The sequence below is a fragment of the Ignatzschineria cameli genome (assembly GCF_003121895.1).
Taxonomy (GTDB): domain Bacteria; phylum Pseudomonadota; class Gammaproteobacteria; order Cardiobacteriales; family Wohlfahrtiimonadaceae; genus Ignatzschineria; species Ignatzschineria cameli.
The window spans coordinates 1-13,061 of record NZ_QEWW01000011.1 but is presented as its reverse complement, the minus strand read 5'-3'; the positions used below and the strand labels follow the sequence as shown (position 1 = coordinate 13,061).

7 protein-coding genes and 1 tRNA gene are annotated in these 13,061 nt (G+C 39.8%); 5 read left to right on the top strand and 3 right to left on the bottom strand.

The window, feature by feature from the left end:
• Positions 1–40 precede the first annotated feature (40 nt).
• The 3 genes from DC077_RS09680 to DC077_RS09670 all read left to right on the top strand — a co-directional run bounded on the left by DC077_RS09680 (position 41) and on the right by DC077_RS09670 (position 1,647).
• A tRNA-Ser gene (locus DC077_RS09680) sits at positions 41–131 on the top strand.
• A 358-nt stretch (positions 132–489) separates the two neighbouring features.
• Positions 490–1,236 (top strand): hypothetical protein, encoded by a 747-nt coding sequence (locus DC077_RS09675; RefSeq protein WP_109202289.1) that lies wholly within the window; start codon positions 490–492, stop codon positions 1,234–1,236.
• A gap of 6 nt (positions 1,237–1,242) precedes the next feature.
• Complete coding sequence (locus tag DC077_RS09670) at positions 1,243–1,647, top strand: hypothetical protein (RefSeq protein ID WP_109202288.1); 405 nt, start codon at positions 1,243–1,245, stop codon at positions 1,645–1,647.
• A 102-nt stretch (positions 1,648–1,749) separates the two neighbouring features.
• Here DC077_RS09670 and DC077_RS09665 read toward each other — a convergent pair whose 3' ends face one another.
• From DC077_RS09665 to DC077_RS09655, 3 genes are read right to left on the bottom strand one after another with little or no spacing between them, the layout of a single operon-like run.
• Entirely contained in the window at positions 1,750–3,696 is a 1,947-nt protein-coding gene (locus DC077_RS09665; protein ID WP_109202287.1) for an FUSC family protein, read from the bottom strand.
• 2 nt (positions 3,697–3,698) lie between these two features.
• Positions 3,699–4,589 carry an efflux RND transporter periplasmic adaptor subunit gene (locus tag DC077_RS09660; protein ID WP_109202286.1) on the bottom strand — a complete coding sequence of 297 codons (891 nt, stop codon included), beginning with the start codon at positions 4,587–4,589 and terminating at the stop codon, positions 3,699–3,701.
• 2 nt (positions 4,590–4,591) lie between these two features.
• Entirely contained in the window at positions 4,592–4,801 is a 210-nt protein-coding gene (locus DC077_RS09655) for a DUF1656 domain-containing protein (RefSeq protein ID WP_109202285.1), read from the bottom strand.
• Positions 4,802–5,065: 264 nt separating this feature from the next.
• On the opposite strand from DC077_RS09655, the gene DC077_RS09650 reads away from it, so the two are divergent.
• Positions 5,066–6,469, top strand: coding sequence for an ATP-grasp domain-containing protein (locus DC077_RS09650; RefSeq protein ID WP_109202284.1), 1,404 nt, complete (start codon positions 5,066–5,068; stop codon positions 6,467–6,469).
• A gap of 1,098 nt (positions 6,470–7,567) precedes the next feature.
• On the top strand, positions 7,568–13,061 hold a 5,494-nt coding region (locus DC077_RS10970), incomplete at its 3' end, for an Ig-like domain-containing protein (protein ID WP_193450584.1).

The following is a 13,061-nucleotide window of genomic DNA, read 5'->3' as shown; positions in this document are numbered from 1 at the left end:
AGTACGTCTATTCACTACAGAGCTAGCGAATAAACAGAAAGGAAAAGTGGCCGAGTGGCTGAAGGCGCACCCCTGCTAAGGGTGTATACGTTAATAGCGTATCGAGGGTTCGAATCCCTCCTTTTCCGCCATACGATACGTTAAAAGCCCCTATTTTAGGGGCTTTTTGCTTATCTGGAGATTGTAGGTACTCATTAGTGCACTCATTAAAACCCTCCTATCCATTTCATTTTCATCTTATTCTCTATTTAGTTTTTGACATCCGGTTATTTTAGCTTTTGAGGTTTTGTTTGCATTTTTTCTTTTAGTCATTTTTGTTTTTGACGAAATATTTGATACTTCCAAATACTAACTACTTATCTAACAGTTTCTACGATATTTTTCATATTATTAAAAGTATTAAATGCAATTTGTTAGGGAAGCTACTAAACTAATAGATCAAGTTTATTGGTGTGATGATATTTCTTTGAAAGGCATAAAAAGGTAATAATGGTACAGCCAGAAAAGATTTCAGAAGTTTTAGGTAAAGAGTTAATTAGAAGACTCGAAAATGAGGAATATATTCGAGAGGATGAAGAGCTTTTATATTTTCGTGAAATGCAGAAAATTGGAAAGAAAGATTCCATGGATATTCAGACCTGGGCTTTCTATTATGCATTAATGAAAAATGAAACAAATGCTTTGAAATATTTTAGACGATCTCTTTATCTCGGTTCTGAGGCTTTTATAGAGAATTTTTTAGCTTATTTATTGAGAACAAGTAGAATTCAAGAGTTTATGAGAGTAACGCCAAGGCTTAGATTAAAATATCGTGGAGATAAAAGTATTATGGAATCTATCTGTTTTACTTCTCTTCTCAAAGGTGACATTGAGGCATCTAGGAGAGATCTTGAAGCTCTTATAGCGCTAAAGAGCGATGAGATGGGAAAATATCAAGAATATTTAACAGGCTTTAATGCTTTTATAGAGAACAGTTGTTTTACTGAGGATGATTTAAAGTCTTTGATGGATACCTATATTTCTATTGCAGAAGAACATCAATTGGCCGTTGGAAAAGTAGTATTTGATTCATCTCCTCAGTTCAAAATAAATGATGTGGAGATGATGGTTTATTTGCCAGAAGCAGAAATTAATAAAATTGTTGATCTAGATATTGAATTAGCTTTTAAGTTAGCTGATATTCCTAAATTAAATGGCAAGGTTTTCTCAGCTTCATTTAATTTCTATGAGAGGTAATATTTTATGTCTGTGTCTAGTGCAGATTTTCTTGATTTAGCGAGGCGAAATCTAATTTCTTCTCCAAGAGAGATAGAGTGCAGAAATACAATATCATTAGCATATTATGCATCATATCATGCGATTAAACCTCATCTCAGTAAAAATGCCCCTAACACTCATTCTGCATTGATAGATTATCTTTGTGATGAAAATATACATCAAGATGAGAAGATGAAATCTTCCGATTTAAGAGCACTAGGTTTACTTTTAGAGACGATGAAGAAAAATAGAGTGTATGCCGATTATTTTTTAAAGAAAAATATTAAAGAGCGAGATGCTCGTAAAAGCATCATCTCTGCTGAAGCCTTTAAGGCAGTGCTAGATGAGCTAGTTGAAGGACGCGATGATAGGTCAGTGGATGATCAGTAAAACGATATGCAGATCTATATGAAAGATAAAGCTATTTTAAGATTTGTTTATAAGCGATATAAGCGAGTAATGGTATTGCGAGTAAAACTCAAAACTTAATATCTAATCCATCCCCTCCAAAAACTGATTAAAAGAGGTTAGGGCGCAACGCAATATCCAGTAGGTGAGCTGTTCTTCTTGTGGTGCTTTCTCTTCTAACTTATTAACAATAAGTAGCGCTTCATCGATTCTCTCTTCTTTAATAGCGATAATTAGATTATCAGGAATTATCCACTCTATGCCGGCATTTTGTAGCTTTAATTGCTCTTTGAGAATGACGACTGTTAAAAAGCAGTGTGCTAAAAATCGACTCTTTTCTTGAATATCGGGAATCACTTTTGCTTGTTGAACTGCGCTTGTTAAAAGTGCTTCATAGTTTTTGATTGCTTGAAGCGAAACATGATTCGCCAACTGAGAAAATTGCTGCATTATATCTTGTTGGAATCGCACCATTTTACGCTCATTAGAGGTAGGACGAATAATATTGAATATCAATAATATAATCCCGAGCGCAACTAAGAGTGCAAAAGTTTGATTGAGAAAAGCATTGATATCGAAACTCATCGGGTTGGAAAATCCAATTAGGAAGCTAGAAGCTAATAGAAAGCCATAGCCGATTAAAAATCCTAACATAGAGCTTGCCCGGATAAGTGATGCAATAAAGTAGAGGGGGAGAATAATCATCATCGCCGGGACAATACTTGTGGCCTGAATCAGAAGCCCAAACTTCAACATAAAAGAGATCGGAATGGTCAATAGCAGAGTTAGAGCAAATGTGATTGTTAATAGTTTTGTGATCATGGGGTAAGTCGCCCCTAAGGTGCAGATAATCCCGATCAATATTAAGAGGATATATCCCATATCCCATTGGGTCTCCATCCAGAAAAACATTCCAAAAAGAATACTGATAAATGTTCTCCCACTATTGATAAGTGCCTCTTTTCGATCGCTGTAGTGGATATTTCGATCCGGCATATAGAGATCTTCATCGATCGGTTGATCTAAGCGAGTCTGATAAAACTCAGTAAATTTCTCATCGAGTTTTGTGACAAATTCAGCGCCTTTTGCTGTTTTTAATAGTGCATCAGGTGCTTTCGGTTTGCGTTTTAGTTTCTCTTCAGTGATGCCGGCAGTGGCAAACCATTGGTTAAGCTGATTTAGGTATTCTGTTACTGCTAATTGATCTGATTTTAAAAGATCTTGCTTAATGGATTGAAGGACTAAAACGCCGGACATCGCTCGCATCAAACGGTAGGTGTAGTGATAGATCATCTGATTATCTTCTCGCTCTGTCGATACTGATAAAAACTCTTGATAGATCAGATCTCGAAAATCCATCAATCCTAATAAAGTTTTCTCATATACCTTATTAAATTTTAAAGGATCAAAATCAGCGGTTAACAGGGATTGATAGAGCCGTTTAACATTAGAGCGTTGTAGGCGAAGTTTCTGCTTGACGATGATACGTTCTAAATGTGAAGGCCATAACATCGAGACAAAAAAGGCGGTTACCAGACCAATTAAGATCTCTAAAATTCGTGCTTGAGTGATCTGAAAGACCATATATGAAGAGGGGGAGATTGAGAGCGCAAACCCTAAAATAGCAGAAGTATAGCCACATAATGCAAAGCAGTAAGTTACCATCGAGCTCTTGATACTTGCTAAGTAAGCACAAATTGAGAGCCAAAAGGCCATGTAGATGGTAAATAGCCATTGATCATCGAGGGCCACAGTCGCAAGGAGTGTAACGACAAATGCGCCGACAAGGGTTCCGATCAAGCGTGCTAAAAATTTCTCAACTAACATACTCTGCATCGGTAGAGAGACGATGATCACCGTCATTATTGACCAATAGGGCTTATCGGTCTGCAACCTAAATGCGATAAACCAGGCGATTCCAACGCCAACGGCAACACGTAATCCGTAAGAGTAATTGAGGCCGGCAAAATAGTGACCTAATTGATTAAGGAGTACCTTGAGTTTAGATTCTTGGATGTTTGTCTGGCTCATGGCTATTTTTTAGACTCATGCATTTCATCTAAAACGATAATAGTGACTGTCGTCCCGGCGATAAGATTATGTGCCTCTAATTCTTCATCACTCTCTTCAAAAGCGACTTTTACCGGGATTCTTTGTGCTAAAGTTACCCACGGATAATTCGGCTTAACTGCTTGTAATAACTGTTCACCTGTCTGTGCGCTCTGGTCAAAAATCGCTCGACCATATCCAGTAATATAGCCATACATCTTTTCTCCGCCATTGTAGGGGATAATCTCAACGCGGCGTCCAACTTCAATATAGGGAAGTTTGGTCTCTTCAAAGTAGCCTACAGCATGAAAGCTATCTTTATCGACAAGCGCAAAGAGGGGTTGTCCAGCTGGAATAAAGCTCCCTTCACGAATATTCATATTGGTGACATAGCCACTGACTTCAGCATAAACCTTGGTTCGACTGAGGTCGAGCTTTGCTTTTTCTACCGCAATCTCAGCCTGCTGTACCTGATCATTGAGCAGATCTAAGTTGTATTTAACATCATCAAGATGTTCTTTTGAAATCGCAGCAACATTACCGAGATTGGTTCTACGCTCATATTGCAATGCCGCTTGTTCCTGTCGTATGCGCAGTTGTTCTAATTGTGCTTCTGCATTGCGAAGATTGATCTCATAATCGATCGGATCAATTTCAAAGAGAAGCTCACCTTTCTGAACTAATTGATTATCTATAATAGGGAGATTAACTAGTTTACCGGAGACTTGTGCCGATACTTGAATAACATCCGCTCGAATCTTCCCATCGCGCGTCCAACCGCCTAAGACGTAAAAGTTCCATAACTGAAAAGCGACAACGATCAGTACAAGAGCGGCAATAACGGTAATTAAATAGCGTTTTAAAACATTCTTCATAATCAACCTTGTAGGAACAGAAAGATTAAATGACTCAGATAAAGCGAGACAAAATAGAGACTAATATCGACGAGATTAGGATGCCAAATTCCACTAGAGTAGAGCTTTTTTCGATAAAATCCGCGCGCAATAAGCCAGATAAAAAATCCCAAAACTAATACTTTTAAGGTGCCGGGCAAAAATATTAATGACCCAAATACCAATTCTGTCATCGTCTCTCCCAATATAGATATGATTTCTTCAGTGGCTACTTTTAGCTCAAGAAACTGATGTCGTATTATATCATTATCGAAGGAATGGAGGAGGGGGGAAGTTGTGTTTGTTATCTATATCCTTATTGTTAAACATATACTTTGATAGATATTTAAAAGCAAGTAATACTATTAATTAAGGTGTAATATATATATTAAAATTGTACCTTTAGTGTTTTTTTAATAAAAAAACAAAAGATTTAAGAGATTTATAGGAAGTTGGGAATGGATCAAAAATTAAATGTGGCTCTTAATTCTCTATTAGAAAAGTCGGTAAAAAATAGAGATTATAGAGAGGCCTTTGAAGTAGGGAGTTATTTGCTACAGCAAAAAGTTTTGGTAGAGAAAAACTTAAAGTGGTTGATGACGGCAGCTATGCATACAGGAAATCGTAAAACTCTTCTTGATCTTTTTTTGGATAAAGAAAAAAATGAAGGGCTTATTTCTTTAGAGAAAGGATTTGTGGCTAGCCTTTTCTATCAGTTGAAAGATGAAGAGAAATGCTCTGAATACGCACTTCAGTATTCGAAAGAGAATGTAATTTCAAAAAGTAGAGAAGGGAAGTTAAAAGTCCTTATTTTGCAAACATTTGCTTCAGGATCTTTCAATTTTAATTCAAAGAGCAGATCTTTTCATATGCCTGATGGACACAATAATCTTATGTCTGTCCTCGATAGAGACATTCAAAAAATTATTTTACGCGTTGATGATATCGATGTTGCTCTAAAAGAGTTAAAAAGACAGAATATTTCTGTTGATATTATCTATAATTCGATCACAGATCCAGAGCGATGTGAAGTTGCGCTCTGTAAGGCTGCTGCGATATGTACAGCATTCCCAAATGTTCCTGTTATCAATCATCCAAGTGATATTTTAGCGACTTCAAGAGATAATAACTATACGCGATTTAATAACATTCCTAACATTGTTTATCCTAAGAACATAAGGTTAGAGAATATCAGCAAAAACTGTCACTCACTTATTAGAGAGGCGATAGAAAAGCACCAATTCCAATTTCCGCTGATTGTTCGATTATCTGGCTATCAAGGTGGTAAAAACATGTACCTAATTGAGTCCATAGAGCAGCATGATTTTACTGATTTTGAAACGATTGTGTCTCAAACACCCAAAGATATTTATCTTATTGAATATATAGATGTTTCTTTTAAGGATGATAGACTACCAGATGTAAGCTTATTTCCTAAATATAGAGCTTTTTTTGTTGCTGGGAAATTGTATCCAATTCATCTTTTCATTGCGGGTAATGATTTTAATGTACATTTGGGTAATTCAGAGACTTTGATGAAAGAGAATCCTTGGTTAATTGAGATAGAAAAACAGTTTTGTGACTCTCCTGAGGCGGTAGTCGGAGAGCTTAATTGGAGTGCAATAGAAACACTCTTGCAAAAAAGTGGGTTGGATTATGTAGGTATCGATTTTGCGCTTAGTCAGGACATCGATAGACCAGGAGTAGTTATTTTTGAAATTAATGCAGCTATGAGAAATTGGATGAAATCTGACAGGGCTTTAAAGCACGTGAGAGTTGCGTGGGAAAAAGTAACGAGAAGAATGCATATTTTTATGTGTGATCAGGCAAAAATACCCACATGGAGCTTTGCCTTATCTTAAAGTAAGATTTGGTTTATTTCTAATCCCTGTTTTAAGTGATTGTAAGGATGAGTGATTTATATTGTGATGTTTATTTCTACTCTTTAGCAATCTAAAGGGAGTTCCAAGAAAATCTTGTTTCGTTTCAATCAATGAGTACTACTTAATCATTAAGTAGTACTTGGAGTGTAAGGTTTAAAGATTGATTAATATTACTAGCTATCAAGCAGTATGGATATTTAATTTTATTTGAGATACCTAGTGCACAAAAATATTAAGGTTCCTCAAATAATAATTCATATATCTTTTCTCTTAACATGGGATGCTTATTAAACTGATGATGCTTTATATAATATTATATGTTCTTATATAATTAAAGAGGATATATGTGGTTTATCGATTAAATGTAAAAATTTCATTACTATTGAGTGACATATGCAGATATCTCTCAATAAACATCTCTATATATTGTTGGTGTAGGGGGTAGTTGTTAATTAATATGAAGGGGAATTACTGACACCTAGTATTACTAATATAATAATTTTAAGATAAAATTTTGTTAAATAATGATATTTATTTTAAATGCACCTGTATTTTTTGTTATTCATAGTACTTTTTTTGATCATTATATATGAACTCTATCGCTACGTATAATTTATAAAAAATGTAAAAGGTGTTCTATAGGCGCATAATTGCATACTTTATGGTGGAATTTATTTGTTGAATTTTGTTTTCTTGCCTACATCGAAGTTTAAAGATTTTTTCAATTATTGACAATAAATGTTATTATTATTAAAATACAAGACTATATAAGTACTTTAATTATTGTTTTGTTAAGAGTAAAGATTTGAGTCGTTAAAGCAATCGTGATTGTTTTGACCGTAAATTGAAACTAATGGTGAATATAAGAATCTCCTTATTGTAAGGACGTTTGAGCATTCTGATAAGATTTCCGATGAATATGATTGAACCTCCTATCTATTTTAGAGAGTGAGTTACGCATACTGTTTTCTATTAGTTTTATAGCTTTTTAATCTTTGATCTTCTTTATTTGTAAACGCCAATTAAAACTTAATTAAATAAAATTAATCTTTAACTAGAAACTAAATAGTGGAATTTATGAAAATGATATTGATCGAGCGGGTAGATGGTGCTAAACCATTAAATGTTTCTTTAGATGACCAAACATTATTAACACCTCATCTTATTAAGATAGAAGGGAGTCCGCAAGATATTACTAAAGTTGAGCGCGATGGTAATAACCTGATATTGACATTTGTATCGGGAAAAAAGGTCATTTTCTATGGATTCTATAATGAGAATAAAGAGGGAGTCCACAGTGAGTTAGTCTTTGAATACGAAGATTCTCAATTGTTTTGGCTTAATGGAGATGGATTTGTAGAAGTTGCGGTAGATCCTGCTTTAGTGTCAGAAGTTGTAGGGGGAGCAGCCTCAGGCGTAGAGATGCCTAAATGGATGTTGCCTTTATTGGGTATCGGTATTTTGGGCGGAATGCTTGCAACGTCTTCGTCGAGTTCTAGCGGAGGACATTTTTCTGGTCAGGGTGATGTTAATAAGCCTGATACTCCAACAGATTTAGAGATCAATAATAATAAAGATGGTTCCACCACTGTAACTGGTAAGGGTGAGCCGGGTGCTGAAGTCATTATCCGTGATAAAGAGGGCAATGAAGTTGGTAAAAGTAACGTTGATGAAGATGGTAACTTCGAAGTTGAAGTTGAGAAGGGTCTAAAAGATGGCGAAGAGTATGATGTTGTCGCTAAAGACTCCGCAGGCAATGAATCTGAATCGGTAAAAGTCAAAGGCGAAAATGGTTCCGGTTCTGAAAGTGTTTCCGGCTCTGAGAACGATTCAGGTTCTGAAAATGGTTCAGGCTCTGAGAACGGTTCCGGCTCTGAAAATGGTTCAGGCTCTGAGAATGGTTCAGGCTCTGAGAATGGTTCAGGTACTGAAAATGGTTCAGGCTCTGAAAGTGGATCAGGTTCTGGGAACGGTTCAGGTTCTGGGAACGGTTCCGGCTCTGAAAATGGTTCAGGCTCTGACAATGGATCAGGTTCTGAGAATGGTTCAGGTTCTGAAAATGGTTCAGGTTCTGAAAATGGTTCAGGTTCTGAAAATGGCTCAGGCTCTGGAAGTGGATCAGGTTCTGAGAACGGCTCAGGTTCTGAGAATGGATCGGGTTCTGAGAATGGTTCAGGTACTGAAAACGGATCAGGCTCTGACAATGGCTCAGGTTCTGAGAATGGATTAGGTTCTGAGAACGGTTCAGGTTCTGAGAGTGGATCAGGTACTGAAAACGGATCAGGTACTGAAAACGGATCAGGCTCTGACAATGGATCAGGTTCTGAAAACGGGTCAGGTTCTGAGAGCGGTTCAGGTTCTGAGAATGGATCGGGTTCTGAGAATGGTTCGGGTTCTGAAAACGGGTCAGGTTCTGAGAACGGTTCAGGTTCTGAAAGTGGATCAGGTTCTGAGAACGGTTCCGGCTCTGAAAATGGTTCAGGCTCTGAAAGTGGTTCAGGCTCTGAAAGTGGTTCAGGCTCTGAAAGTGGATCAGGTTCTGAAAATGGTTCAGGCTCTGAAAGTGGATCAGGTTCTGAGAACGGTTCAGGCTCTGAAAATGGTTCAGGCTCTGAAAATGGCTCAGGTTCTGAGAATGGATCGGGTTCTGAGAATGGATCAGGTTCTGAGAATGGTTCAGGTTCTGAAAATGGTTCAGGCTCTGAAAATGGCTCAGGCTCTGAAAGTGGATCAGGTTCTGAGAACGGCTCAGGTTCTGAGAATGGTTCAGGTTCTGAAAATGGCTCCGGTTCTGAGAATGGTTCAGGTTCTGAGAACGGTTCAGGTTCTGAAAATGGTTCAGGTTCTGAGAACGGTTCAGGTTCTGAGAATGGTTCAGGTTCTGAAAACGGATCAGGTTCTGAAAACGGATCAGGCTCTGACAATGGATCAGGTTCTGAGAACGGTTCAGGTTCTGAGAGCGGTTCAGGTTCTGAGAGCGGTTCAGGTTCTGAGAATGGATCAGGTACTGAAAACGGATCAGGTACTGAAAACGGATCAGGCTCTGACAATGGATCAGGTTCTGAAAACGGTTCAGGTTCTGAGAGCGGTTCAGGTTCTGAGAATGGATCGGGTTCTGAGAATGGTTCAGGTTCTGAAAACGGGTCAGGTTCTGAGAACGGTTCAGGTTCTGAAAGTGGATCAGGTTCTGAGAACGGTTCCGGCTCTGAAAATGGTTCAGGCTCTGAAAGTGGATCAGGTTCTGAAAATGGGTCAGGCTCTGAAAGTGGATCAGGTTCTGAGAACGGTTCAGGCTCTGAAAATGGTTCAGGCTCCGAAAATGGTTCCGGCTCTGAAAATGGTTCAGGTACTGAAAATGGTTCAGGCTCTGAAAATGGCTCAGGTTCTGAGAATGGTTCAGGTTCTGAGAATGGATCAGGTACTGAAAACGGATCAGGTACTGAAAATGGTTCCGGCTCTGAAAATGGTTCAGGTTCTGAGAATGGATCAGGTACTGAAAACGGATCAGGCTCTGACAATGGATCAGGTTCTGAAAACGGGTCAGGTTCTGAGAACGGTTCCGGCTCTGAAAGTGGATCAGGCTCTGAAAATGGTTCCGGCTCTGAAAATGGCTCAGGTTCTGAGAATGGATTAGGTTCTGATAGTGATTCAGATTCAGATTCGGACAGTGACTCAGACTCAGATAGCGACTCAGACTCAGATAGCGACTCAGACTCGGATAGTGATTCAGACTCAGATAGCGACTCTGACTCTGACAGCGATTCTGACTCCGATAGTGACTCCGATTCCGACAGTGATTCTGACTCGGATAGTGACTCCGATTCCGACAGTGACTCAGACTCAGATAGTGATTCTGATTCCGACAGCGACTCTGACTCAGATAGTGACTCCGATTCGGACAGCGATTCCGACTCGGACAGCGACTCCGATTCCGACAGCGATTCAGATTCCGATAGCGATTCTGACTCGGATAGCGACTCCGACAGTGACTCAGACTCGGATAGTGATTCAGATTCCGATAGTGACTCAGAGTCCGACAGTGACTCTGATTCCGATAGTGACTCAGACTCGGACAGCGACTCTGATTCGGACAGTGATTCAGACTCGGATAGTGATTCAGACTCCGATAGCGATTCAGATTCCGACAGCGACTCCGATTCCGACAGCGACTCTGATTCGGACAGTGATTCAGACTCGGATAGTGACTCTGATTCAGACTCCGACAGTGATTCAGATTCCGACAGTGATTCAGATTCCGACAGTGATTCAGACTCTGACAGTGATTCAGATTCAGACAGCGACTCCGATTCGGACAGTGACTCAGACTCTGATTCAGACTCCGACAGCGACTCTGACTCGGACAGTGATTCAGACTCGGATAGTGACTCTGATTCAGACTCCGACAGTGATTCAGATTCCGATAGCGACTCCGATTCCGATTCCGACAGCGATTCTGATTCTGATAGTGACTCAGACTCCGATAGCGACTCTGACTCGGATAGTGACTCAGATTCCGACAGTGACTCAGACTCCGATAGCGATTCAGATTCCGACAGTGACTCCGATTCCGACAGTGATTCTGATTCCGATAGCGACTCTGATTCCGACAGTGATTCAGATTCCGATAGCGACTCCGATTCAGATAGCGATTCTGATTCCGACAGTGACTCAGATTCGGATAGCGATTCAGATTCAGACAGTGACTCAGACTCCGATAGCGACTCCGATTCCGATAGCGATTCTGACTCGGACAGCGATTCAGATTCCGACAGTGATTCAGATTCCGATAGCGATTCTGATTCGGACAGCGATTCAGATTCGGACAGCGATTCAGATTCCGATAGCGATTCTGATTCCGACAGTGACTCCGATTCCGACAGTGATTCAGATTCCGATAGCGACTCTGATTCGGACAGCGATTCAGATTCAGACAGTGATTCAGACTCGGATAGTGACTCCGATTCCGATAGCGATTCAGACTCAGATAGCGATTCTGACTCGGACAGCGATTCAGATTCCGACAGTGACTCCGATTCCGACAGTGATTCAGATTCGGACAGCGACTCCGACTCAGACAGTGATTCAGATTCAGACAGCGACTCTGACTCCGATAGCGATTCTGACTCGGATAGCGACTCTGACTCAGATAGTGATTCAGATTCCGATAGCGACTCTGACTCCGATAGCGACTCAGATTCCGATAGCGATTCTGATTCCGACAGTGACTCTGATTCCGACAGTGATTCAGACTCGGATAGTGACTCCGATTCCGATAGCGACTCCGATTCCGATAGCGACTCCGATTCCGATAGCGACTCCGATTCCGATAGCGATTCAGACTCTGACAGTGACTCTGATCTAGATATCCTTGAAGCGCCAAAAGATGTCGTTGTGTCGGAAGATGGTCTAAGTGTAACCGGTAATGGTGAACCTGGTGCTACAGTCGTTATCAAAGATGATAAAGGAGATGAGTTAGCGACCGGCACTGTTGATGAAGATGGTAACTTTACAGTGGAATTAGATAGTCCGACTGACGGTAGTGACATTACTGTAGGACTAGTTGGCGAGGCTGGAAATAAATCAGAAGAAGTAATAGTTCCAACTCCTGATAAAGTTGCACCTGAAGCGCCGACGAATCTATCTGTCGGATCAGATGGAAAGTCAGTTTCAGGTAAAGGTGAGCCAGGCGCAAAAGTTGTTATTAAAAATAACAAAGGCCAAGAGATCGCAACAGGAACCGTCAATAGTGATGGTAGCTTTAAGGTTAATCTTAAGAACCCTACGGACGGCAGTGATATTAAAGTTGGTTTAGTTGATGGAGCCGGTAATAAGTCACCAGAAGTTACGAAATCAACTCCGGATAAAGTTGCTCCGGATGCCCCGACGAATCTATCTGTAGGATCAGATGGGAAGTCGGTATCAGGTAAAGGCGAGCCTGGTGCAAAAGTTGTTATTAAAAATAACAAAGGCCAAGAGATCGCAACAGGAACCGTCAATAGTGATGGTAGCTTTAAGGTTAATCTTAAGAACCCTACGGACGGCAGTGATGTTAAAGTTGGTTTAGTTGATGGAGCCGGTAATAAGTCACCAGAAGTTACGAAATCAACTCCGGATAAAGTTGCTCCGGATGCCCCGACGAATCTATCTGTCGGATCAGATGGAAAGTCAGTTTCAGGTAAAGGTGAGCCTGGCGCAAAAGTTGTTATTAAAAATAACAAAGGACAAGAGATCGCAACAGGAACCGTCAATAGTGATGGTAGCTTTAAGGTTAATCTTAAGAACCCTACGGACGGCAGTGATATTAAAGTTGGTTTAGTTGATGGAGCCGGTAATAAGTCACCAGAAGTAATTAAATCAACACCGGATAAAGTTGCACCTGATGCGCCGACTAATTTATCTGTTGGATCAGATGGGAAGTCGGTATCAGGTAAAGGCGAGCCTGGTGCAAAAGTTGTTATTAAAAATAACAAAGGACAAGAGATCGCAACAGGAACCGTCAATAGTGATGGTAGCTTTAAGGTTAATCTTAAGAACCCTACGGACGGCAGTGATATTAAAGTTGGTTTAGTTG